This window comes from Rhodopila globiformis, assembly GCF_002937115.1.
In the GTDB taxonomy this organism is placed as follows: domain Bacteria; phylum Pseudomonadota; class Alphaproteobacteria; order Acetobacterales; family Acetobacteraceae; genus Rhodopila; species Rhodopila globiformis.
Genome location: NZ_NHRY01000029.1, coordinates 1 through 23,260 on the forward strand (window position 1 = coordinate 1; position 23,260 = coordinate 23,260).

Sequence of the window (23,260 nt, forward strand, 5' to 3'; positions counted from 1 at the left end):
CTGAACCGGCCACTTTAGTGGCCAACTGAACCCGGGACCGCGTTAGCGGTCCCGCTTGCCGCTTTGAGCGGCTCACACTCAACGGGCCGCGTCAGCGACCCGCCCGGCCGCTTTGAGCGGCCAACACTATAAAGCCCCCGGCTCTGCCGGGGGATATTTACTCCACTAGCCCGAAGTGACCCTTCCAGTAGGCGACGCAATTTTCTACAGGTCTCCGCAGCGGAATCCACGGCGTTGGCCCCGTGCCATCATCATAGGGGAATCCAAGTTGGGGGCGCACCACATCAAACGCTCGGCTAAAGGCAGGCGCGAAGGCCCCAGCCCGCTGCCCTTGCATCATATCGAAGCGGCCCGGAACCTTCTTGGAACCCTTCAGTTCGACGTGTTTGTAGGTTTCGACGACGTATTGGATATGTCGATGCTCCGCTGAGAACCCTAAATTTACACGGTAGTCATGAAGCTTCTGCTGGTAGGCTGGGGTATTAATAGGATCAGTCGGATTGGCCGCTCTCAGGGCGTGCTCAACGAGCGCATTGATACCGCTTGCCGTGGCAAACGCCTTCCACTCGCAAAGCTCGTCCTCGCACCATGCCGAGTGAGGCGCAAGGACGTAGAGCTTGAAGAAGCTTTTTGGGTCGAGAGACATGAGAAATACCTTCTGTGAATGGCGTTCTGGGCATCATACCTTGGCCGATCCATTGCAGCCACGCCAACCCACTATCGCCTGTATGCGAGAAATCTCGCCGGCCATCTGGCCATGCTAGCGGTCAGATGGCCAGCCCGCGACAGGGCGGAACACAGAAGTTTTCGTGAACCTCACGGTCGATTCTGGTGGATTTGTCACGCGCACGTGATCAGAAGACTGCATACGAGAAATCGACTATGCCAATTATCAAATACAATCATTGGGACGAATTATCGCGCCGACGCGGTTTGTACATGAGCGAGTAGCACCGCTTTGGCAGTTTAAGGGCGCTTCTTGAGGAATCTCAGCAGGATACGAATTCCATATTGGAAACGCAGAACGCAGACAGCCCCTACGGAAACGATAAAACTGCCAAAGCGATGGTAGTGCCGCTCGACGGAATCCTATATGTTCTGTCAGTTGGTAGCGGCGTGTGGCAAAGGTGCGAATCCACGCCTCAGAAATAGGGACAGGGACAAAGGTGGCAATAAACATTGCAGGGTTAGGAAAGGTTGCTGGAATTGGGGGCATAGCGGTGGGCGCCGCTGTGCTCATCCTCCGCCCGCTAATCGAGAGCGCAGTGCCCGACCTAGACCCAGCAGCGCAAGCGCAAATGGTGCAGTTGATCGCCGTCGGCGCATTCACCCTTGGGATCGCGGGCATCGTAGCCTGGGTGATGGGCGGCCAAGGAATGCATGGGCGGCAGAAAATCACAGCAGGACGTGACTCGGCTGTGGGCGGGCGCGATGCTGTCGTCGGCTCAACCGTTAGCCAATCCGCAGCAGATACAAATCACACAAACCGCAGCCAGCACAGCGAGAGCCGCCAAAGCCTCGGTTATCAGAAAATTCGGGCGGGTCGCGACGCGGTGGTTGGCGGGCGCGATGCTGTCGTGCAATCAAAAATTGGCGGAGCGCACAACGCCGACCGGAAGGATGATCAGCAGAGTCACAGGTGATGCACCAGCAATGCGCCTGTTCGATTTCATGGCTGCCTGGAAGGTAAACATTAAGGCCGGACGCGACGCGGCTCTCACAGGCTGTGGCGACGCTTATGTCAATACCATCGTCAACGGCTATACAGCGAAGCACGTCGCCCAGCTTGTGGCCATCGCCACTGCCCCTCTAACCGCAATGAATGCCGAGGCCCAACGCGAGATCAGCGAGTTGCGGCAACGACTCGGTGTTACTGAGGGTGCGGCAATCGCCATGCTGCGCGCTCTCGGACAAACTGATGTAGTCCTAGAATATCTTCCGCAGGCTTTGGGTGAACTCACGGAGCGGCATAAAGACCTATTAGAGCGGCTTCGTTGCCTTGACGGCACAGACCCCGAAATAATGCGTCTTAAGCAGCAGGCCCATGGTGCGGTGGAAATAGGCGCCTACGATAGAGCAGAAGGCCTTATGAGGGAGGCTGAGGCGGCTGACCTCGTGGCTGAGCAGCGCATATTGGAACAGGTTGAGAGGCGTAGATCGAGCCGCGCCGAAACGCTTGACCAGCGTGCTAGTCTCGCCGAACTGAGGTTTCGCTATGCTGAAGCGGCCGCCCTCTACGAAGAGGCGGCTGCTCTTGTCCGAGAGGGCGATCCGCTTCGGCGAGCCAAATACTTGTGCCATGCAGGATTATCGCTAAAGTACGGTGGCGCCTATGGTAAAGCTGAAGAGCTATACCGGCGGGCGTTAACTCTCGAAGTCCAAGTGATCGGCTCCGACTATATTTACGGCAGAGCCACTGCCGTCAACCTTGCTGAATTACTACGTGCGGTTGGCCGCGCGGCCGAGGCAGAACCTATCCTTCGACATGCATTGGAGGCCATCGAACAGTGTCTAGGCCGCGATCACCCGCAGGTGGTCCATGCGGCTAATAATTTGGCGCTCACGCTGACTGACCTCGGTCGGCCAGCGGAAGCTGAGCGGCTCATTATGCGGGCACTGGCGGTATACAAGGCTACGTTGGGAACTGAGGATCGGACATATGCTATTTTGTTGAATTGTCTTGGGGGAGTGCTGTACACTTTAAACCGTCCTCTAGAAGCTGAGTCTGCATTGAAGCAAGCGCTCACAGTAATCACTGGCGCGATAAGAAGTGATCATCCAGACGTCGCAGTTATAGCTGGAAACCTTGCGGAGGTACTCCGCGCCCTCGGCAGGCCGGCGGATGCAGAGCCGCTGCTTAGGCAAGTACTGGCGACCATAGAGCATGCTCTTGGACCAAATCACCTGCTCATGGCAAGTCCAGCTACCAATCTTGCCGCAGTTCTCGCTGATCTTGGGCGTCCTGCGGAAGCGCTACCGCTGCGGCAGCATGCACTCTCGCTTTTTGAGAACGTCCTCGGCTCCGACCATGAAAAGACCATAGTTGCTGCAGGCGCCCTCGCTTCGGTATTGCAGTCGCTAGGTAATTCGGCCGAAGCCGAGCCGCTATGGCGACGGGTTCTGGCTGACGCTGAGCGTGTTCTTGGTCCCAGCGACCCCGTAGTAGGCACTTCAGCAAACAATCTTGGGTTGGCGTTGCTCGCGCTTGGGCGACCGGCTGACGCAGTGCCGTTGCTCAGACGAGCTATAGCAATCTCTGAACTTTCCAAAGATTCGGACGAAGAAGCGCTAGCGACATCCAATACAACCCTTGGGGCGGCGTTACTTGCTACCGGCGACTTTTCTGAAGCAGAGGTGTCACTCCGCCGAGCATTGTTTATATTTGAGCGCACCCACGTATTTAACGATGAGAATACCTTACCTTGTCTGGCCAAGCTCGCCGAGCTGCTTCGCGCCAGTGGCCGTTTACTTGAGGCGGAGCCGGTGCTGCGACGCGTGTACGAGACCTTAGTGAGGATTTACGGGCTCGATAACGAGTATGTGGCCAGCGGGGCTACGAACCTCGCAGTGACACTGTCTCAGATGGGACGACCTGCTGAAGCGGAGCCGCTTCTGCGGCAAGCATTGACAACTTGCGAGCGCCGCTTTGGCCAGGACCATCTGACAACAGCGCATGCTGCGCTAAGCCTTGGGTTGAATCTGCTCGATATCGGGCAGTTCGGTGAGGCAAATGCGCTGAGGAGTCGTGCGCTGGCTATCTTTGAAATTCATGGCGACGTCAACGATCCGGAACTGCCGAACATGACCCGTCACCTTACCGGCGTGATACAGCGGGCAGACAACGAGATACCAACGCCCAGGTCTGGGTAGCCGGGACTCTCTCCTGTAACAAATAAAGCACAACCACCCTGTGCGCCTACTGTCCTGGCACAAGGCGCGTCGTTTATAGCAAACTCGGCGGTCGCCCCTACGCCATCATCCCCCGCAACACCCGCCGATCCTTCAGCACCACCCGGCGCGCCGTCGGCAGGCCGATCACCCCGTCCCGCTCCAGGTGCGACAGCGTCCGCGACACCGTCTCGATCGTCAGCCCCAGGTAATCCGCGATATCCTGCCGGCTCATCGGCAGATCGATCACCTGGTCGCACGCCCCGCGCTCGGCCATCTCCATCAGGAACGTGGTGATCTTCTGCACCGCCGTCCCCCGGCCCAGCAGCAACGAATGCTCCTGCGCCCGCGCCAGGCAGGTCATGGCATGGGTGAAGAACTGCCGCGCCAGGCGGTCATCCACCGCGGCGGCGGCGTCCAGGCCGCGGCGGCGATAGGCGATCACCGTACACTCCGACACCGCCTCGGCCGACAGCCGGTATTCCCCGCCGATGTCGAAGCCGAACACGTCGCCCTCGACATGGAACGAGTCGATCTGCCGGCGCCCGTCGCTCAGGAAGCGGCAGGTGCGCACCACGCCGCTGACCACCTTGTAGAACGACCGCGCCGGGTCGCCTTCCTCATAGATCGCGCGGTCGGGGGGGAAATGCAGGACGGAACCGGTCGGTCCCAGGTCGCCGCTCAGGCTGTCGTCGCAGAACGCAGAAGTCATCCAGGGCATCTGCGAGGTGGTCTGGGAAGGCTTGGCCGCGACTGCTGTGGAAACCGACATCAGAGGCTCCTGTCTGGGAAGACCATGACGCGGTTCTATCGGCATGCACGAAGCCGTGCGATTGGGTTTAATCCTACGGGAATTTACGTAGCCGTCCAGTTTGAAACCCGCCGACATTTCCACCTGGGGTGGAAACACGTCGGCCGCCGTTTCGCAAGCATTTTCATCGCCCCGGGACCGCCCGGGCGATCCCGACGCGCCGATGCGGGGCTAGGGATCCGGGGAGGCCTCCAGGATGCGGCGGATGTTGTCCGCCAGGGCGTTGTCCAGCAGCGGCTTTTCCAGCACCATCGTCACCCCCGCGGCGTTCGCCTTGGCCTTGATCCGCGGCGTGGCGTGGTTGGTCAGCAGGATGGCCGGCACGTGGATGTCCAACGCCTGCAAGCGCCCCAGCAGCGAGAACCCGTCCATGCACGGGTTGCGCTCGTCCAGGATCAGGCAGCGCGCCTTCGCCAGGTCCGGGTCGGCCAGCAGCGCCGCCCCGCCGCGATGGACGTGCACCGACAGCCCCTCCAGCTGCAGCGCGAACTGCAACGAGTCGCGCACCGCCTGGTCGTCATCGACGATCAGAATAAGATGTCGCCGGTAGGCCATCGGAAACTCCAGCATCCCGCGGTCGCACCACCGCGCGGACTTTCCGGGATGCTAGGGGAAACGCCCGAATGCCTGCCTTGATCTAGCGCAACCCCGCGCGGATGACGAAGGCCATGCGTACAAGATCGGCAAGGCTCGCCGCGCCCATGCGGGCCATCAGGTTGGCGCGGTGCACCTCAACAGTTCGGGCGCTGATCTTCAGGTCATAGGCGATGGTCTTGTTCGGCAGCCCGGCGACCAGGCCGTCCAGCACCTCCCGCTCGCGCGGCGACAGGGCTTCCAGCTTGGACCGTATGGCGGCGATCTCGTCGGCGCGCTCGGCTTCGCGGGCGTGGCGGTCGATGGCGACGCGGATGGCGGACAGCAGCTTGTCGTCGCTGAACGGTTTTTCCAGGAAATCGACGGCGCCGGCCTTCATCGCCTCGACCGCCAGCGGCACGTCGCCGTGCCCGGTGATGACGATCACCGGCAGGCCGATTCCGCGGGTCTTGAGCTGGCGCTGCAGTTCCAGCCCGTCCATTTCCGGCATCCGCACGTCGGTGACGATGCAGCCCGGCTGCACCGTCGGCAGGGCGTCCAGGAAGGCGGGCGCGGACTCGTACACCCGGACGGCGAAGCCCGACGTCGTCAGCAGGAACGCCACCGCCTGCCGCACGGCGTCGTCGTCGTCGATCAGGTGCACCACGGCATCACGCGCCATTGTCGATTTCCTCCTTGCTCAGAGCCTTGAGCGTCAGGCGGAAGATCGTCCCGCCGGCGGGATTGGACTCGGCCCACAGCCGGCCGCCATGCGCCTCGATGATGGTGCGCGAGATCGACAGGCCGACCCCCATGCCGTGCGGCTTGCTGGTGACGAACGGCTGGAACAGTTGCGCCTCGATGTCCGGCGCGATGCCGGGGCCGGTGTCGATCACGCTGATCTCGGCCATGTCCTCGTCGCGTTGCGCGGTGGCGATGGTCAGTTCGCGCAGGGCGGTTTCCTGCATCGCCTCGATCGCGTTGCGGATCAGGTTCAGGATCACCTGCTGCACCTGGATCTTGTCGGCCAGAACGAATTCCACCGCCGGGTCGAAGGCGAAGGTGACGCGGACGCGGGTTTCCTTGACGCCGACCAAAGCGAGGGCGCTGGCTTCCTCGATCAGCTTGGCCAGGTTCTCGACATGGCGTTCGGACTCGCCGCGCGCCACGAACTGGCGCAGGCGGCGGATGATCTGGCCGGCGCGCAGGGTCTGGTCCGCGGCGCGGTCGATGGCATCGCGCAGCATCAGCCCGTGCACGTGGGCGGAGCCGTCCAGCAGGCGGCGGCAGCCGTTCAGGTAGCTGGCGACCGCGGTCAGCGGCTGGTTCAGCTCGTGCGCCAGGGTGGACGCCATCTCGCCCATGGCGGTGAAGCGCGACATGTGGATCAGTTCGGCCTGCAACTCCTGCAGCCGCTGCTGGGTTTCCTGCCGTTCCGTCAGGTCGCGGACGAAGCCGACGAAGGAATGCCGCTCGCCGGAGATCATCTCGCCGACCCACAGCTTCATCGGGAAGGTGGAGGCGTCACGGCGCTGGCCGACGACGACGCGGCCGCGGCCGATGATGCGGCGCACGCCGGTGGCGAGGTAGCGCGTCAGGTAGGTGTCGTGCTGCTCCCGGTACGGCGACGGCATCAGGATGGACACGTTCTGGCCGATGGCCTCGGCGGCGGTGAAGCCGAACAGCCGCTCGGCGGTGGCGCTGAAGGATCGCATGATGCCGCGGCTGTCGATGAAGATCATCGCGTCCGGTACGGTTTCCAGCACCGAGCGCAAATGCGCCTCGCGTTCCTGCAAGGCGACCTGCGCCCGCTTCATCGCGGTGATGTCGTGCGCCACGATGGAGGCGCCGAGCAGGTGCCCGTCCTGGTCGTGCAGCGGCGAGACGGTCAGCGACACGTCGATGACGGTGTTGTCCTTGCGGCGCCGGCGGGTTTCGAAGTGCTCGACGCGGCTGCCATGGCTGATCCGGTCGCGGATCCGCGCCGCATCCGCCTGGTGGTCCAACGGCACCAGTTCCAGCAGCGATCGGCCGAGCATCTCACTTTCCGAGAAGCCGAACAGGGATTCCGCGCCGTGGTTCCAGGCGGTGACGCGGCCGTCCGGGGCCTCGCTGATGATGGCGTCGGCGGTGGAGGTGACGATGGCGGCCAACCGGACGTCCTGCCGGTCCGGGCGACGGCCGGCGTCGATGACGATGCCGACCGCCTCGCCCGGATCGCAGCGGCCGCGCACGCGCAGCCATTGGCCGGTGGCGGCGGCGCGGATGTCGAAATCGAAGGCGCCCTGCCCGGCGGCGCTCTGCTGCAGCAACGTGTCGGCGAAGACGCGATCGTCCGGATGCGCCAGGTCCAGGAAGCCGGCATAGGTGGCCGGCACCGCATGGGTGCAGCCGAACAGGCCCGCGGCATGGCGGGACAGGCTGACCGCGCCGGTGCGCAGATCCCAGTGCCAGGGGCCAATTTCCGCCGCGTCCAGCGCATGGCTGGCGACGCCGGGCTTGTCCGCCGGACGTGTCGAGTGGGAACGAGAGGTCGAAGGCATAATGATAGACGTCACCGGGTTCTCTGACCCGTGACGTTACCATGGATGTTCGAATGATGGTATGCATCCGATGCGGCGGGGCTGCCATTGACCTGAATCAATGGATTGGCACCCCGGACGCGGTAATAGGACCACAGCAGTCGATCAACGACAGGAGGAGTCCGTGGCTCTGCGAGACCTGGTTGTGTTACTGGACGGCTCGCCGCGTGATGAGGCCCGGCTGGCCGCCGCCATAAGCCTGGCCCGGCGGGACGATGCCCATCTGACCGGATTCTGCCCGCTCGAGCTGCTGTTGCCCTCCGACATGTCCTTCGCCCTGGGCGGCTATCCCGACCTGTGGGCGATCCCGGAATTCGCCCAGCAAATCGAAACCGAGGCCAAGGCGAAGGCCGGGGTCATCGAGACGACGTTCCGCGACACCCTGCGGCGCGAGAACGTGCGCGGCGACTGGGTGTTCGAAACCGGGCCGCTGATCGCCGCCGTGGTGCATCGGGTGCAGGTGGCCGATCTGGTGATCATGGGTCAGGTCGATCCGGAGAATCCGCCCCCGCCGGCCGCCCGCACGCTGATCGAGGACATCCTGATCGCCTCCGGCCGGCCGATGCTGCTGATCCCCTATGCCGGGGACTTCACCACCATCGGCAAGAACGTGCTGATCGGCTGGACCCGCACGCGGGAGTCCGCCCGCGCGGTGCACGACGCGCTGCCGGTGATCGAGTCGGCGGCCACCGTGACGGTGCTGACCGTCGAGGCGTCCCGCCCGGCCGCCAGCACGCAGGTGCTGCCGACGGCCGACATCGCCGAGCACCTGGCGCGCCACGGCCTGACCGTCTCCGCCGCCCGCACCGTGGTGAGTGACGGGCTGACGCCGGCGGATGCGCTGCTGGACTATGCCTCGGACATCAGCGCCGACATGCTGGTGGTGGGCGGGTATGGGCACTCGCGGACGCGGGAGATGATCCTGGGCGGGGTGACGCGGGATCTGCTGCGGCACATGACGGTGCCGGTGCTGATGTCGCACTGAGGTGGCGGGTGCGGGTGGAGACGCCCGCACGGCTGCTTCTCAGAATGCAGCCTCGCAGATGCCGATGATCGCGCGGAGCGAGATGTCCTCCTATCGTCGTGCGGAGCGAGGTCGTCTCTTTACCGTCATGGCCGGGCTTGTCCCGGCCATCTGCGCTTCAACGGCGGGGGGCCGATGGCTGGGACACACCCGACCATGGCGAGGGGTCCCAGCAATGAAATTCTGGATCGCGGCCGCGGCGTCCTGCACGTCCCCCAGGGAGGTACGGATGTCACGCGGCATAAACGACCTCGGGCGCCCGTTCGATCTCGGCCAGGATAAAGGGGTTCCTGACTGCCCCCGTTTCCATCAGGTCGACGTGGCGATCGAGCAGGCTTTCCAATGCCTCGGCCAGCCCGAAGAACTGTTGCAGTGGGGGCAGGTTGCTGTTGCGGTCGAACTCGACCAGGAAGCCGGCATCGCTGGTTGCCGGGTCGAAATCGACGCCGCGGGCGGCGGAACCGAACACCTCCAGCCGCCGTACGCCATACCAGCGGCACGGCGAGAGGCGATGTCGGCACGATGTCGGTCAATCAGCGCATGCATGAGCCAGCTCGGATTGTTCAGCAGCGATGGCTACCACACGCCCGGACACCGCACCGGAATGCCGGTTTGGCCAGGAAACGACCCCGCCCGGCAAATCGGAGTGTAAAGGCTCGGCCATTCATCCGGCTACCCTGACGAGGCGAAGTTCCTGACTCCGGCGGGGCGGCTTCTTTTTGGCTCTCCGCATCGTGCAGTGTCTCCTTCTACGACCGGAGGAGCAAATCCACCGGGTCGGCTTCCGGTCCTTCGTCCCAAGTGTCCGGATCGAACGGGTTGACCAGCGTCACGCCCGCCCGGCGGAAGTCGCCCAGGGTCTCGGTCGCCACGCCGTAGCCCCTGGCCAGCGCCGTCGCGGCGATCGCCTTGTCCCCGTCCCGCAGGGACGGAAACCGGACCGACGTCTCCGCCCATTTCTCGGCCACGACGATGTCGATCGGCTCCAGCCGATCGGCGAAGCGTCCAGTGAGTTCGTCGTACCAGGCCCGTTTCCAGTCGAGACGGGCCTGCTCTCTCGCGCGCACTTTCCGGTCGGCCGTCGCCACGATCCTGGCTTCGAGCAGGAATAAGCCGCGGCGCATCTCTGCCAGCGTGACCACGCTGATCCGCACCAGCCGGACGTTCCGCCGGAGCCATTCGACCAGGTTGGGATCGGCCTCGATCCTGCCACGGTTCGACAGCACGTTGGTATCGACGACCCAGCCGAGCGGCGCCTCAGCCACCGCTCGACAGGCCCATCCCGACAGGCTCCGCCTCGCCCGGCGCGAATGGCGAGCGTGCCAGCAGGCTGGCGAAGTTGGCGTCGGCTTGTTGCACGAGCCGCCGGTACTCGTCCGGCGACAGCACGACCGCCACCGGCTCCTTGTGGCGCATGATGACCTGCGGCCCCGTGCCTGCGGCTTCGACCAGTTCGCTGAAGCGCTGCTTGGCATCCGCCGTCTGCCACTGCGGCATGGCTACCTCCATTCCTGGAATGTGGACATAGTGGACGTTTTTGAGGGGTTCAAGCCGTTCGTCCAAGCTGCATTGTTCACCGGGAATGGCCACCACACGGCCGAACACCGCACCAGAACGCCTGTTTGGCCAGAGCAATAGGGCGTCCAGCGAGTTGGATTGCGATGGGCGGGCTGAGATTGTTCTGTGCAGCCCATCTATTGTGAGCGCCGCCTGACGGCTTGTCAGACTATTTCCAATGTGATATGGACAATAGTCGTTACATTAGAGACACCGATATGGACCTACAACAGGCGGCACCCCTGGCACCTGCCGACATACGGGCAGCCTTCTACGCCGCAATGTCCGGGTTGCGGGCGGACTTCGCCGCCGCTGCCGCGGATATTGATGCGCGCGAGGCGACGCTGAACAAGGCGCTGGGTGATGTTCGCTACATGATGCACGACGGCGTTGGCAAGACTGTCTTCGCTCCCTCGCACCCGCTCGCGCGTTTCATGATCGATTTCAACCGCGAACTGGTGGACATATTGGACGATTGGCTCAACCGCATAGAGCAGTACGACCGCAAAACCACGTTCCGCAAAGGCTTCACCGACAGCCTCGTTGTTTTCGTGCTCGGCAAGGTGAAGGCCGGCAAGAGCTCGCTTGGCAACTACATGGCCTATGGCCGCAGCAATCCCGAGGGCGAGCCAATCACCGGAGCGCAACCGGATTTTTTTACGGCTGCCATGGCGCAAGGCGCGGAGAACCAAGCCGAAGCCGCCACGGGACAAGGTGGCTATTTCCGAGTCGGCGCACGTGAGACGACGAAGTCAATCCAAGGTTTCCGCATCCCCGGCCTGACCTGGGTCGATTCGCCTGGGCTGCATTCAGTGACGCCCGAAAATGGGGCTCTTGCCTCTGACTACGCTGATGTCGCCGACCTGATCGTCTATCCGATGCATTCCGGTAATCCGGGCCGGGCGGGCGACATCACCGAAATACAGCAACTTCTGTGGGCGAAAAAACGTTTCCTCGTAGTCATAACACAGTGCGACATGCCACAGGAGGACGAAGCGCCTGACGGGACGATCTTCCAGCAGTGGGTCATGAAGGACAGGGCCGCCCGCCAGAAACAGACCGAATACGTGCGCCATGCGGTCTCCTCTGCCGGCGAGGCCGTCCCGTTCGATATTCTCAGCCTGTCGGTACGCTACGCAGAGACACATGACAACGATCCCGCGGCACTCGAAGACAGCGGGGTTGCGGATTTTCTGAACCTGCTGACCGAGATCGCACGGTCGGAAGGTGTGTGCCACAAGCGCGAAACTCCGTCGCGCAACCTCGATCACTTCGTTGAGCTTATACTGGGTGCCGACGCGCGGAGCGACACCCTGTCGGTCGTGCGCGTTCTGGACCGGCTTGGCGATCTCGAGTCGAAGCTTACTGCCGCAGACGCCGAGCTCAGCCGCCGCGCTGACCGCGTAGCCGCGGCCGTGCTCGGCAGGATCGGCCCGATGGTGGCCTACAAGGTAAAATGTCACGCTGACGATAAGGAGCAGGCAGGTTTCGAGCGGGCGTGCACGGAGTCGCTGCGCCAAATTGTTGCCGAAGAAACGCAAGCGGAAATACGTTCGTTGCTTGCGGCCCAGGGCGGGGCGCTTGTGGCCGTCCCCACTCTCGCGGAGATTTCCGCTCTTGTGAGGTTCGAGGGGCTTACGACGTTCGAAAGTCTCACGATCAAAATTTCGAAGTCAAACCGCAAGGCGACTGGTGCAATCGGCAAGGCAATCGGCGGGGCGGTAGGCGGGGCGGCAGGTGTGGCCGGAGGTATGGCCGCAACTTCCTGGGCTGGGGCGGAGGCGGGGGCTGCACTCGGAACCGTGGTTCCCGGCATTGGTAATGTTATCGGAATGGCCGCAGGCACAGTGATTGGCGCCTTTCTCGGCTACAAAGCTGGAAAAGCGCTCGGCCGCGACTCGGAAGTAAGCATACAGTCGGGCGACAACCGCGCCGAGGTCCAAGCAAGTGCCACCAAGATACTACAAGACGCCGGGCAGGCCGCGGTAGCGGAGTTCTTCGCAGCCATGAAAAGCGCTGCCATCACCCCGGTAAAGCAGCGCGCCGCTCGGCTCGATTATGAGCTAAGGCGGTTTGCCGACATTCTCACAAGAAAGGTGCATAGCAATGGCCGATCCGTTCAGACTCGCGTTTGACGTCTGGAAGACGGCACGTGAGCCACTTGGTCGCTATTTGCCGGTGATCGATATCGACGCCACGGAGGAACTGCTCGCCGATCGCAGCGGAGCCGCGACACCGCGCATTATGGTTTTCGGTACCTACAACGCTGGGAAAAGCACGCTCATCAATGCACTTGTTGGTGCAGAGGTTGCGCGTGTCGCCGACTACCCCGAGACCGATCGTGTGACGAGCTATCCGTGGCGGGGCTTTCTACTCGATGATACGCCTGGCATCGATGCACCGATCGAGCACGAGCAGGTTACGCGCAAGCATCTTGAAGCCTCAGACGCCGTGCTCTTCGTGCTTGCCACCGATGGTACCATTGAGGAACAGCGTACCTTTAATGAGATCGTTGCAATTGTGTGCGCGGGCAAACCGATCCGCGTCATTTTGAACAACAAGAGTGGTTTTCGACCGGACAGCCCCGACTTCCTGAACCTGCGCGACCGTGTGGCCGAAAATCTGCGGCGCGCCGCCGCCGGTGCCGGGATCGTAGATATCGAAACCCGCGCCCCGATCCGGCTCGTCAATGCCGCCTCCGGGATGCGAGGCCGACTCGAGGGCAAATCAGCGTTGCTTGCCAATAGCGGCTTGGTAGAGCTTGAGGCCGATATAGCCGATCTCTGCGAGACCACCGGCAAGGCGCAAATGGCGGTAACCGTCTGCCTACGGATTGCAAGACAGATTGATTTGGCCCTTGCTGATTTGCCGACAGACGACATTCGGCAGTTCGCTCGCGAGGCCGTGGATGGGGTCGCAGCAGAACGCACACGGCTTACGGCGGTGCTCGACCAGGCAACGCAGGAGGCTGCCCTCACCTTCCAGGCGGCATACGCGCACGACGTTTCGAACCAAGAGCCGCAACCCGGTAAAGCTGCCACGACCGAGGCGGCTCAAGCAGTCACGGCCATCATCGAGCGCGAGCTGCGCAAGACACAGCGCGTCTTTGGCGATATCGAAGACGCCTGTGCCGGCCAAGCGATCGCGATCCGTCCTGTTGGCGGGCCTGCCATCCCGCTGCTCGAAGGCACTGCGCCGCAAGATACGGTAAAGAACAGGGGGTTTGGCTTGGTTGACGCGACGAACCTTCTGGCCCCTACGCTAAACCGGCTCGACAACGACATCATTGTCGGCGGCTTTTTAGCCGCCAAGCAGGTGTTTCCTGCGACGTTCAAAGGATTGGGACCCGCCTTCTTTGGACGGATTGCGCCACTCGTCGGCCCGGCCATCCAGGCGGCGGTTGGCATGCGCGATGCCTATCTGGCTAATCGTGAGGCCCAACGCGAGTTCGAGCGGGAGAAAGACCGTCGATTGGCTCTGCAGCAGCAGGTCGCGGATGCGGGACGCAGGATGCGTTGGGCACTGGACCAGCAGTGTCAGGGAATAATCGAATCCGTCTTCGCTCCGGTCGAGGATGCGCTTGCGCGGCAGGCCGCCACGCTCAAGGGCCAGGCCGCGACGCTGGAAGCCGATCGGGCTGTGCTGTTGAAATGCAAAGGCCGGCTTGATATCGCGTTGGAACAGTAACGCGCGCTTATTCCATCGTAAACCTCGACCGACAGGCTCTCTCCCTGCGCCGGGGGAGGCTTGCCCTCCCCCTACCCCGGCCCCTCGATCACCGTCCCGGAGTACGGCTCAACATACACCAGATGATCATGCACCGCCGTCACCCCCGGCGTATTCTCCACCACCACCCGGATCGCGCTCCGTTCCGCCTCGTTCGTGATCGTCCCCCACATATCCGCCACCCCCTTGGCGACGGTCACGTTCAGCGTCGTCATCGGCGCCCACGCCTGCCGCTCCAGCGCGTCCAAAATCGCCCCCCGGATCGCCGTGTCATCCTGCCCCACCGGCTCCGCCTGCTTTACCCGGCTGACCAGCGCCCGCAGCAGATCCGCCCGGCTGACCACGCCAACCACCCGCCCCCCATGCGTCACCGGCACCCGCTTCACCCGGGCGCGCTCCATCGTCGCCACCACCGTCTCCAGCGGCGCGTCGTCGGCCACGCTGATCACATCCGCCGTCATCACGTCCCGCACATGCCGCCCGTGCGCCCGGGTGAAATCCGCCGCCTGCCGCGCCGGCGAGACCAGCAGCTTCAGCCACCACGGCCGCCCCCGCTCGGTGCCCAGCTCATCCCGCCGCAGCAGGTCGCCCTCGGTGATCACGCCCACCAGGTCGCCCGCCTGGTCCACCACGAACAGGCCGGAGATGCGCCGCGCCAGCATCAGCGTCGCCGCGTCCTCGACGGTCGCCTCCGGCGCGATCGTGACGACACGACGGGTCATGACATCGGCGACGATCATGGCACTCTCCCCCGGCCGAGCGGCCCGGACGTGTTACACGCCGGTAACCTACACCCGGCGACCGACCCCGTCAGCCCGCCTTCCGTTCAATCCCGCTCCATGACAGGCGCGGATGCGTGCCCTACATTAACCGCACGTATGAACGGGGACAAAGCATGGATCCGCTGGTGACGACGGAATGGCTGGCCGGGCAACTGGGCACGCCGGGCCTGGTGGTGTTCGACGCCACCAAATACCTGCCCAACGAGCCCAAGGACGGCAAGACCGAATACCTCCGCGCCCACATCCCGGGCGCCCGGTTCTTCGACATCGACGTCATAGCCGACACCGACACCGACCTGCCGCACATGGTCCCCTCCCCCGGCCGCTTCGCCAAGCTGATGGCCGAGCTCGGCGTCAGCAACACCTCCCGCGTGGTGTTCTACGACCAGAAGGGCCTCGCCTCCGCCGCCCGCGGCTGGTGGCTGATGACCCTGTTCGGCCATGACAACACAGCGGTGCTGGATGGCGGCCTGCCGAAATGGCAGCGGGAGAACCGCCCGCTCGGCGACGGCCAGGCCGCGGCCCCGCCGCCCGGGCATTTCGTCCCCGATTTCCGCGCCCGGCGGCTGCGCGGCCTCGGCGACATCCTGCGCAATGTCGCCAGCCGCGACGAACTGGTGCTGGACGCCCGCGCCGCCGGCCGCTTCACCGGCACGGTGCCCGAGCCGCGCCCCGGCATGCGCAGCGGCCACATCCCCGGCTCCGCCAGCCTGCCCTACACCGACCTGCTGAACCCCGACGGCACGTTCCGCCCCGCCCCCGAGCTGCGCGCCCGCTTCGCCGCCGCCGGGGTGGACGGCAGGCACCCGGTCGTCACCAGCTGCGGCTCCGGCGTCTCGGCCTGCATCCTGACGCTGGGCCTGCGCCTGGCGGACCTGCCGGAGGGCGCGGTGTACGACGGCTCCTGGTCCGAATGGGGCAGCCGCGCCGACACTCCGGTGGAGGTCGGCTGAGCATGGCCGGCGTCCCCCCGAAGCACGGCCTGCGGACCACGCTGTCGCATATCGGCCGCATCACCAAGAACGAGCACGGCTTCATCAACCCGCCGCTGCTGCGCGGCTCCACCGTGCTGGTGCCGACGGTGGCCGAGCGCAAGGCGCTGGGCGCGCGGCGCGGTGAGCGGGTGCTGACCTACGGCACCGGCGGCTCCGCCACCCACTGGGCGCTGGAAGACGCGATGGCCGCGATCGAGGGCGGCACGCGCTGCTATATCGTCTCCACCGGCCTGGCCGCGGTGACCACGCCGCTGCTGGCCTGGCTCAAGGCCGGCGACCACCTGCTGATGCCGGACAGCGTCTATGGCCCGGCGCGCACCTTCGCCGCCACCATCCTGAAGCAGTTCGGCGTGGAGACGGACTACTACAAGCCGCAGATCGACGAGGCCGGCATGGCCGCGCTGATGCGGCCGAACACGCGGGTGGTCTATACCGAAAGCCCCGGCAGCCACACCTTCGAGATGCAGGACATCCCCGCCATCGCCCGTGCCGCGCACGCCGGCGGCGCAAAAGTGTTCATGGACAACACCTGGGGCATCCACCACTTCCAGCCCTTCACCCACGGCGTTGACGTCTCGATCCAGGCGGCGACCAAGTATCCGGCCGGGCATTCCGACGTCCTCATCGGCGCCATCATCGTCAACAACGAGGCCGACTGGCAGGTGCTGCACGCCGCCGGCCGCAACCTGGGCCAGTACGCCAGCCCGGACGATTGCTGGCTGACGCTGCGCGGCATCCGCACCATGGCGGTGCGCCTGCAGGCGCAGATGGAGTCCGGCCTGCAGGTCGCGCACTGGCTGCGCCACCAGCCGGAGGTGGCGCAGGTGCTGCACCCGGCCCTGCCCGGCGCCCCGGGGCACGATTTGTGGCGGCGCGACTTCACCGGCGCGTGTAGCCTGTTCGGCGTCGAATTCAAGCCGACGTTCACGCCCGAGGCGACGCACCGCTTCGTCGAGTCCCTGCAGTTGTTCGGCATCGGCGCCTCCTGGGGCGGCTACGAGAGCCTGGCGATCCCCACCACCGGCTTCATCACCCGCACCGCCGGCACCGGCAAGTTCGCCGGCCCGGTGGTGCGGATGCATATCGGGCTGGAGGACGTGGACGACCTGATCACCGACATCCGCCAGGCGCTGGCGCAGATGCGGGCGTTCAAGGGCTGAGCGTTACTATCGTGTCACGGCCAGGCTCGTCCCCAGGCGCATCAGGATAAAATGGAAGAAGGATTTGGCGACGCGGCCGTTCTCTCTCCGTCATGGCCGGGCGCGTCCCGGCCATGACGGAGAGAGAACGGCCGCGCCAGCCTGCGTGAACGGGATCATCCCACCGATCAAACCGGCGCTATCGATCGGCCGACGCCCCCGCGCCCAGGGCATCGATCAGAATCCCCACGTCGTCCGCGGTCGCCTGGCCATGCGTGATGCAGGCGCGGATCACGTCACGCCCCTCGAACGTCGCCACCGACACCCAGGCGCGGCCGGACGCCAGCACCCGGCCGACGATCGTGCGGACATCCGCCGCGCCCGCCGGCGGCTCGATGCACAGCACCGCCAGGTCCGACCGGTTGACGATCCGCCAGCCGCGCGCTTCAAGCCGCGCCCGCAGCACGCCGGCAAGGCCGACCGCATGCTCCACATGCGCCGCGTAGCCGTCCCAGCCGGCCACCGCCAGCGCCAGGAACAGCCGCAGCCCGAGGAACCGCCGCGACCACTGCATGCTGCCGACATAGGGATCGACGTCCCGGGTGGCCGACGGCATGTATCCGGTCGTTACTTCAAACGCCTGCGACAGCACCGGCGCGTGCGGGGTCAGGACCATGCCGCATCCCATGGTCGTCGCGAACCATTTGTGCGCGTCAATAGTGACGGAATCGGCCAGTTCGACGCCGGCCAGCACCGGCGCCAGCCGCTCGGAGGCAATCGCCGCCCCGCCCCAGGCGGCATCGACGTGGAACCAGGCCCCCGCCCGCTGCGCCAGCGCCGCGCAGTCCGCCAGCGGATCGACCATGCCGGCCGCGGTGGTGCCGGCAGTGCCGACGACCATCACCGGCACGCACCCCGCCTGTGCATCGGCCGCCATCGCCGCCGCCAGCGCCGCCGCATCCATCCGTCCCGCCCCGTCCGTCTCCACCAGCCGCACAGCCGATCGGCCGATGCCGGACTGGTGGGCGATCTTGAGCCAGGCGAGGTGGCACGCGCGGGAGGCGTAGAACACCGGCGCTCCGGCGAAGGCGCGCGCGCCCTCCGCCGCGAACGCCGGCGCGGCGCGGGTCAGGGCGCAGATCAGGGCGGTGCAGTTCGCCTCGGCGCCGCCGGTGGTGAAGTGGCCGACGGTATCGGCGGGCAGCCCGGCGCGCCGGGCGACGGCGCGGATGACGTGGCGCTCGATCTCGACCGCAGCCGGCGACGTCGTCCAGGTCGCCAGCTGCGGATTGAACACCGCGGCAATGCGATCAGCCCATTGCGATGGGGCGACGGGGCCGGGATTGAACAGGCCGAAGTAACGCGGATGGGTGATGTGCACCAGGCCGTGCTCGAGCTGGGCGATGGTCCAGGACAGCAGGCGCGCGGCGTCCTGCGGCGCCTGGAAGTCGAACGCGGCGAGCTGGTCGCGGAACGCCGCCAGGTCGATCCGCGGCGTGACCGGCCCGGCGACGACGCGGTCATGCGCCGCGGCCAACTCGCGGGTCAGGGCGTCGTCGCGGGCCTGGCGCTGTGCCGCGCCCGGGAACAGAGGCGAGTCCGGGTGGTGCGTCACGCTACGGCTCCCGCACCTGCGCCGCCGCGACGGCGAGGCACGGCCGGATCGCCGGGACGGCGCTGTCCCCGGCCCGGTCCGCCACCCGCGCCGGGCTGTCCGGCTGCGGCGCGTCCGACGGCCGCGGGACCTGTGGTTGGGCTGGAGTAACGGCCAGGCGGTCGATCGCTGATCCCGTCATCCGTCAGGCTCCGGCACGGCGGTGCGCGTCGCCCATCGGCTGGCCGCTCGGAACCTGGCCGGCGGCGGCGGCCAGCGCCTGGTCGATGTCGGCGATGATGTCGTCGCTGTGCTCGATGCCGATGCTCAGGCGGATCATCTCCGGCGTGACGCCGGCGGCCTTCTGCTCCGCGGCCGACATCTGCCGGTGCGTGGTGGAGGCGGGATGGCAGGCCAGCGACTTGGCGTCGCCCAGGTTGACCAGCCGCTTGATCAGCCGCAGCGCGTCATAGAACGCCGTGCCGGCGGCGAACCCGCCGTGGATGCCGAAGGTCATCAGCGCGCAGGTGCGGCCGCCGAGGTACTTCCGGCCAAGCTCGTAGTACGGATTGTCCGGGAACCCGGCATAGTTGACCCAGGCGACGCGCGGGTCGTCGCGCAGGAAGTCCGCCACCTTGCGCGCGTTCTCGACATGGCGGTCGATCCGCACGGCGACGGTCTCGATGCCCTGCAGCAGCAGGAAGGCGCTGAGCGGCGACAGCACCGCGCCCATGGTGCGCTGGTAGACGCTGCGGCAGCGGGCGACATAGGCAGCGGCGCCGAAATGCTCGGTGTAGATCAAATTGTGGTACGACGCGTCCGGCTGGGTGAACATCGGAAAGCGGTCCGCATGCCGCGCCCATGGGAACCGGCCGCCGTCGACGATGATCCCGCCGAGCGTGGTGCCGTGCCCGCCGAGGTATTTGGTCAGCGAGTGCACGACAATGTCAGCGCCATGCTCGAACGGCCGCAGCAACAGCGGCGTGGCGACGGTGTTGTCCACCAGCAGCGGCACGCCGTGGCGGTGGGCGACGGCAGCCAGCGCCTGGATGTCGCTGATGTTGCCGGCGGGATTGCCGACGCTCTCGCAGAACACGAGTTTGGTATTGGCGTCGACCAGGCTGTCGACCGAGGCCGGGTCGTCCGCCCGGGCGAAGCGCGTGGTGATGCCGAACTTCGGCAGGATGTGCGCGAACAGCGTGTGGGTCGTGCCGTAGAGTTGCGGCACAGACACAATATTGCTGCCGCTTTCGGTCAGCCCGAGCACCGCGTAGTTCAGCGCCGCCTGGCCGGAGGCGACGGCGAGCGCCTCGATCCCGCCTTCCAGCGCCGCGACGCGCTGTTCCAGCACGGCGGTGGTCGGGTTGCTGATGCGGCTGTAGCGGTAGCCCGGGACTTCCAGGTTGAACAGCGCGGCGCCGTGCTCGGCGCTGTCGAAGGCATAGGCGGCGGTTTGATAAATCGGCACCGCGACCGCGCGGGTTGCCGGGTCACCGTCGAATCCACCATGAACAGCGATCGTCTCGCTTCGCATTCGGCTACCTTTCATCCCACCGCACAGGAGGGACCGGCGCCCGATGCCACGCGGTAGGAGTGAGAAATGTCGGCAAGGAGTCCAGGGGCAGATGGAAAACCGGGTCCGAACCGGGAAACGGACAATCAGGCTGATAGTTCTTAGCCGGTTCGGCAACGTCGGCGTGCAACACGACTGCGCGACCATGCCAGCGACCGCGCCATGGACAGTTTCATTCTTGAAGATTTCAACGCGGACGTATGCGGAAAATTGTCCTTCCGCAATCGGCTCGCCCGCAGCCGTACCAGGCGCCGCGGCAGCGGGCGCGTCCGGTGCGGCTGCGTTGTTGTTTCCGTGCGGCCGGTCACGGCGCCGGCGGCCTCAGGACCCGTGCCGGTATCGCATCGGATGATGCTGGCCTTGCCGAGCGGTTATCCGGCTGGACATGGTTTTCCATGGTCACCAGCGTGTGTTTTTTTGCCAGTGAATGTCACGGTCCGATGATGATGCGCTGCCAAAGCATTTGTGAACAGAATCAGTTTGCCGTTTGCGAAGCCCGGGCCTTACGGTAGGGCGCTCCACGAGCCTCGGGATCCGTCGTCCGCTTATTGAGGTATCCGCCCTTGCAAATCGACAAGCAAATGACCGAACGCTACAGTTACGAACGTATCGTCGACTCGATATGCGCGCTGAACTGGACCGCACTCACCCGCGAAGATTTGTCCAACGTTGCCAGAGCCTACTATTATTTTTCCGTGCAGTTCCGGGAAAACCTGGAAATCGCCTGCCGGTTGTTTCCCGGCGATCCAAAATTGCAGGAGCTGTCGCGCGGCGAATGCGACACCGACAACCTGTCGCCGTGGCCCGGCGTGGCGCAGCCCAATGAAACGCTCGACCACGACGAGTTCATGCGGCGTCTGCTGCTGCTGTCGTCAACAGCCAGTGACAGACGCGGCTATATTGACGAAACCGGCAGCCGGTACTTGCAAACCATCCGCGCCATGGACCTGGACACGCGGGCGCGCAGTATCGCCAGTTATGAAGACGGCGGGCTGGAGCGGATGTTCCGCGCCATGCTGACGGCACCGCACTGGGACGACGCATTGTTGCAGGCGTTCCGGCATTTTCTGGTCCAGCACATCGCCTTCGACGCGGATCCCGATGCCGGGCACGGCGCGCTCAGCCGCCATCTCGCGCCGAACGACCAGATCCTGCCGCTGTGGCTGGAATGCCGGCAGTTGCTGCTGGCGGCGGCGCCGGCCTTGCTGTCCTGAGCCGGCGGTCCGCGCCTACCGGTGCTGCGGGGCCATGCGCACCGGCATGGCGCGGTACATTGCCAGCGTCTTGCCTGGCACGGGGCCGCCGCCGGCCATGGGGGGCAGCAGGATGATCCGCGCGGTCCGCGGCTGCAGCCGCGCCGGCGGCGTGTAGGAGGCATAGAACCCACGCCAGGGCCGCAGCGGCGCCGCCGGCGCGGCGGCAAACGCGAGGCGCTGTTCCTCGGGCCAGGCCGCATACACGCGGCGCTGGTAATCCTGGCCGATATCGGGCGTGGCGGAGTGGTACTGCGCCACCGCCTCGGGCCATGATCCGGTCTTGTCATGCAATTGCAACAGGAAGCGCGCGCCATAGTCGGCGTTGGCGGCCGGGTCGAACGCCTGCACCAGGTCGCGGAACGCGTCGGGGTGGTGCGTCAGGCTGATCTGCATGCAGCCGACGTCGATCGAGCGGGTCACGCGCGGCCGCATCGCCCGGGCGGCGGCAACGGCCTGCGCCTTGGTGTTGTAGAAACTGCCCTGCCCGTCCAGGTTGATGGTCCACGGCCAGGGGTTGAACGTGCCGGAGTCCTGGTCGCGGCGGCCGCTTTCCACCCGGGCGATCGCCGCCAGCAGATGCGCCGGGATGCCGTGCGCCCGCTCGGCCGCGGTGATCGCCTGGCGGCACAGCGCGGTCGCGGGCGGCGTGACCAAGCTGAGATCGGCCCTGGCGTGCCAGGAGGCGAGCAGGGCGATCAGGATCGGGAGGGAGCGCCAGGTCGTCATGCCCCCGGTCTAGCGGGTAAAGATGAATAAAGTGTTTACGCCGGCCGGCGGGGGTGTCGTCAGGCGTCTGCGTCCATGTGGCATCGCGTCACACGTCGATGTTGCACAGGGGCAGGCAATATGCTATCAACGTATGATAGCATATCATGAGGATGATATGGGCCAACTTATTGTCCGGGGACTTGATGACCGTCTCGTTCAGGCTCTGAAACAGCGGGCCGCGCGGAGCGGCCGCTCGGCCGAGGCCGAACATCGGGCTCTGCTGGAGCAGGCTCTGCGTCCGGAGACGGAGAGTTTTGCCGAAGCGGCGGCACGGCTGCGGGCACGGACGCCACGGCAGACCAGTGACAGTGCGGACCTGATCCGGACGGATCGGGATCGGGATCACGGCAGCGCGCGTCGGTGAGGGAGGCCGTGGTTGATGCCTCGGTTGCGGTGAAATGGGTGGTCGAGGAGGAACACAGCGCCAACGCTGCCCTGTTGCTCACGGCCAATACGCTGCGTGCACCTGCGCACTGGCGGGCCGAGGCGTTTAACATCCTGTGGGCGAAAGTATCGCGGGGTGACTTGACCACGGCTGATGCTGAAGAGCGAATAGCAGTACTGAATCGTGCACCGATTGTGGAAACAGCAGTCAGTCTCCTGGCACTACGCGCATTTGCAATTTCGGCAACATTGGCAACACCGATTTATGCTTCGCTTTATGTCGCACTCGCAGAGAGTCAGAGCGTTCCACTTATTACAGCAGATGTTCAGTTCTTTCAGCGAGTCCACGCCACGAGTTTGGCCAAGCAGGTAATGTTGATTGAAGGCCCCGCATTCCACAAGGAATTTGGTAACGGGGGCTAGGGCGTGTCGTCAATTAAGCCAAACGACGGCGGCGGCGAGGTGGACCGCGGCGAGGAAGTTGCGGGCAGTCTTGTCATAGCGGGTTGCGATGGCACGGAACTGCTTGAGCCTGGCGAAGAAATTTTCGATCAGATGGCGCGCCTTGTAGAGGTCGCGGTCGTAGGTCCGCGGCGAGCGGCGATTGG

The 23,260-nt window shown here is 65.1% G+C and carries 23 protein-coding genes and 1 pseudogene; 10 read left to right on the plus strand and 14 right to left on the minus strand.

The genetic code is table 11. The features are described 5' to 3' along the window. Window positions 1–157: 157 nt before the first annotated feature. Entirely contained in the window at window positions 158–646 is a 489-nt protein-coding gene (locus CCS01_RS00725; RefSeq protein ID WP_104516918.1) for a hypothetical protein, read from the minus strand. Between the two features lie 652 nt (window positions 647–1,298). Here CCS01_RS00725 and CCS01_RS33420 point away from each other — a divergent pair. Continuing rightward, complete coding sequence (locus CCS01_RS33420) at window positions 1,299–1,643, plus strand: hypothetical protein (protein ID WP_158258166.1); 345 nt, start codon at window positions 1,299–1,301, stop codon at window positions 1,641–1,643. Window positions 1,644–1,653: 10 nt separating this feature from the next. Continuing rightward, window positions 1,654–3,870, plus strand: a complete 2,217-nt coding sequence (locus CCS01_RS00730) for a tetratricopeptide repeat protein (protein WP_158258167.1) — start codon at window positions 1,654–1,656, stop codon at window positions 3,868–3,870. A 97-nt stretch (window positions 3,871–3,967) separates the two neighbouring features. Here CCS01_RS00730 and CCS01_RS00735 read toward each other — a convergent pair whose 3' ends face one another. The 4 genes from CCS01_RS00735 to CCS01_RS00750 form a co-directional block, all read right to left on the minus strand. After that, window positions 3,968–4,660 carry a helix-turn-helix domain-containing protein gene (locus tag CCS01_RS00735; RefSeq protein WP_104516920.1) on the minus strand — a complete coding sequence of 231 codons (693 nt, stop codon included), beginning with the start codon at window positions 4,658–4,660 and terminating at the stop codon, window positions 3,968–3,970. Between the two features lie 210 nt (window positions 4,661–4,870). Further along, window positions 4,871–5,254: a response regulator transcription factor gene (locus CCS01_RS00740; protein ID WP_104516936.1), complete on the minus strand. Its 384-nt coding sequence runs from the start codon at window positions 5,252–5,254 to the stop codon at window positions 4,871–4,873. An 82-nt stretch (window positions 5,255–5,336) separates the two neighbouring features. Continuing rightward, the gene (fixJ, locus tag CCS01_RS00745) at window positions 5,337–5,954 is read right to left on the minus strand and encodes a response regulator FixJ (protein WP_104516921.1); all 618 of its coding nucleotides are present in this window, start codon (window positions 5,952–5,954) and stop codon (window positions 5,337–5,339) included. Continuing rightward, complete coding sequence (locus CCS01_RS00750) at window positions 5,944–7,830, minus strand: PAS domain S-box protein (protein WP_204848092.1); 1,887 nt, start codon at window positions 7,828–7,830, stop codon at window positions 5,944–5,946. Before CCS01_RS00750 ends, fixJ begins: the two co-directional genes overlap by 11 nt. A 148-nt stretch (window positions 7,831–7,978) precedes the next feature. On the opposite strand from CCS01_RS00750, the gene CCS01_RS00755 reads away from it, so the two are divergent. Then, a complete protein-coding gene (locus CCS01_RS00755; RefSeq protein WP_158258168.1) occupies window positions 7,979–8,839 on the plus strand; it encodes a universal stress protein in 861 nt (286 codons plus the stop codon). A 271-nt stretch (window positions 8,840–9,110) separates the two neighbouring features. On the opposite strand, the pseudogene CCS01_RS00760 reads toward CCS01_RS00755, so the two are convergent. From CCS01_RS00760 to CCS01_RS00770, 3 genes and pseudogenes are all read right to left on the minus strand, one after another. Then, window positions 9,111–9,359 (minus strand): annotated as a pseudogene (locus CCS01_RS00760) (nucleotidyltransferase family protein); the annotation flags it as partial. Between the two features lie 268 nt (window positions 9,360–9,627). Then, window positions 9,628–10,143 (minus strand): PIN domain-containing protein, encoded by a 516-nt coding sequence (locus CCS01_RS00765; protein ID WP_104516924.1) that lies wholly within the window; start codon window positions 10,141–10,143, stop codon window positions 9,628–9,630. Next, window positions 10,136–10,375, minus strand: coding sequence for a type II toxin-antitoxin system Phd/YefM family antitoxin (locus tag CCS01_RS00770; RefSeq protein ID WP_158258169.1), 240 nt, complete (start codon window positions 10,373–10,375; stop codon window positions 10,136–10,138). Before CCS01_RS00770 ends, CCS01_RS00765 begins: the two co-directional genes overlap by 8 nt. Before the next feature lie 278 nt (window positions 10,376–10,653). On the opposite strand from CCS01_RS00770, the gene CCS01_RS00775 reads away from it, so the two are divergent. Both CCS01_RS00775 and CCS01_RS00780 read left to right on the plus strand, forming a co-directional pair. Beyond that, on the plus strand, window positions 10,654–12,570 hold the full coding sequence (locus tag CCS01_RS00775; protein ID WP_104516926.1) for a GTPase family protein: 1,917 nt from the start codon (window positions 10,654–10,656) through the stop codon (window positions 12,568–12,570). Continuing rightward, window positions 12,542–14,122 (plus strand): GTPase, encoded by a 1,581-nt coding sequence (locus tag CCS01_RS00780; protein ID WP_104516927.1) that lies wholly within the window; start codon window positions 12,542–12,544, stop codon window positions 14,120–14,122. Before CCS01_RS00775 ends, CCS01_RS00780 begins: the two co-directional genes overlap by 29 nt. 71 nt (window positions 14,123–14,193) lie before the next feature. On the opposite strand, the gene CCS01_RS00785 is transcribed toward CCS01_RS00780, so the two are convergent. Further along, window positions 14,194–14,901: a CBS domain-containing protein gene (locus CCS01_RS00785; protein ID WP_104516928.1), complete on the minus strand. Its 708-nt coding sequence runs from the start codon at window positions 14,899–14,901 to the stop codon at window positions 14,194–14,196. Between the two features lie 155 nt (window positions 14,902–15,056). On the opposite strand from CCS01_RS00785, the gene sseA reads away from it, so the two are divergent. Beyond that, window positions 15,057–15,896 carry a 3-mercaptopyruvate sulfurtransferase gene (gene sseA, locus CCS01_RS00790; RefSeq protein WP_104516929.1) on the plus strand — a complete coding sequence of 280 codons (840 nt, stop codon included), beginning with the start codon at window positions 15,057–15,059 and terminating at the stop codon, window positions 15,894–15,896. A gap of 2 nt (window positions 15,897–15,898) precedes the next feature. Then, complete coding sequence (metC, locus tag CCS01_RS00795; protein WP_104516930.1) at window positions 15,899–17,098, plus strand: cystathionine beta-lyase; 1,200 nt, start codon at window positions 15,899–15,901, stop codon at window positions 17,096–17,098. A 178-nt stretch (window positions 17,099–17,276) separates the two neighbouring features. Here the strand turns inward: metC and CCS01_RS00800 are convergent, their stop codons facing one another. Genes CCS01_RS00800 through CCS01_RS00810 form a run of 3 tightly spaced genes read right to left on the minus strand, consistent with a single transcriptional unit; the run spans window position 17,277 to window position 20,205 of the window. Further along, window positions 17,277–18,692, minus strand: a complete 1,416-nt coding sequence (locus CCS01_RS00800) for a pyridoxal phosphate-dependent decarboxylase family protein (RefSeq protein WP_104516931.1) — start codon at window positions 18,690–18,692, stop codon at window positions 17,277–17,279. Between the two features lies 1 nt (window position 18,693). Then, window positions 18,694–18,873: a hypothetical protein gene (locus CCS01_RS00805; RefSeq protein ID WP_104516932.1), complete on the minus strand. Its 180-nt coding sequence runs from the start codon at window positions 18,871–18,873 to the stop codon at window positions 18,694–18,696. Between the two features lie 3 nt (window positions 18,874–18,876). Next, window positions 18,877–20,205, minus strand: coding sequence for an O-acetylhomoserine aminocarboxypropyltransferase/cysteine synthase family protein (locus CCS01_RS00810; RefSeq protein WP_104516933.1), 1,329 nt, complete (start codon window positions 20,203–20,205; stop codon window positions 18,877–18,879). Window positions 20,206–20,807: 602 nt separating this feature from the next. Between CCS01_RS00810 and CCS01_RS00815 the strand changes: the two genes are divergently transcribed. Beyond that, window positions 20,808–21,458, plus strand: a complete 651-nt coding sequence (locus tag CCS01_RS00815; RefSeq protein WP_146101517.1) for a hypothetical protein — start codon at window positions 20,808–20,810, stop codon at window positions 21,456–21,458. A 15-nt stretch (window positions 21,459–21,473) separates the two neighbouring features. On the opposite strand, the gene CCS01_RS00820 is transcribed toward CCS01_RS00815, so the two are convergent. Then, window positions 21,474–22,226 carry a lytic transglycosylase domain-containing protein gene (locus CCS01_RS00820; RefSeq protein WP_104516935.1) on the minus strand — a complete coding sequence of 251 codons (753 nt, stop codon included), beginning with the start codon at window positions 22,224–22,226 and terminating at the stop codon, window positions 21,474–21,476. A 157-nt stretch (window positions 22,227–22,383) separates the two neighbouring features. Here CCS01_RS00820 and CCS01_RS35950 point away from each other — a divergent pair, with 157 nt between their 5' ends. Both CCS01_RS35950 and CCS01_RS32475 read left to right on the plus strand, forming a co-directional pair. Next, complete coding sequence (locus tag CCS01_RS35950; RefSeq protein ID WP_104516937.1) at window positions 22,384–22,632, plus strand: FitA-like ribbon-helix-helix domain-containing protein; 249 nt, start codon at window positions 22,384–22,386, stop codon at window positions 22,630–22,632. 8 nt (window positions 22,633–22,640) lie between these two features. Further along, window positions 22,641–23,075, plus strand: a complete 435-nt coding sequence (locus tag CCS01_RS32475) for a type II toxin-antitoxin system VapC family toxin (protein ID WP_158258170.1) — start codon at window positions 22,641–22,643, stop codon at window positions 23,073–23,075. Window positions 23,076–23,084: 9 nt separating this feature from the next. Here CCS01_RS32475 and CCS01_RS00830 read toward each other — a convergent pair. Continuing rightward, on the minus strand, window positions 23,085–23,260 hold a 176-nt coding region (locus CCS01_RS00830), incomplete at its 5' end, for a transposase (protein ID WP_146101497.1).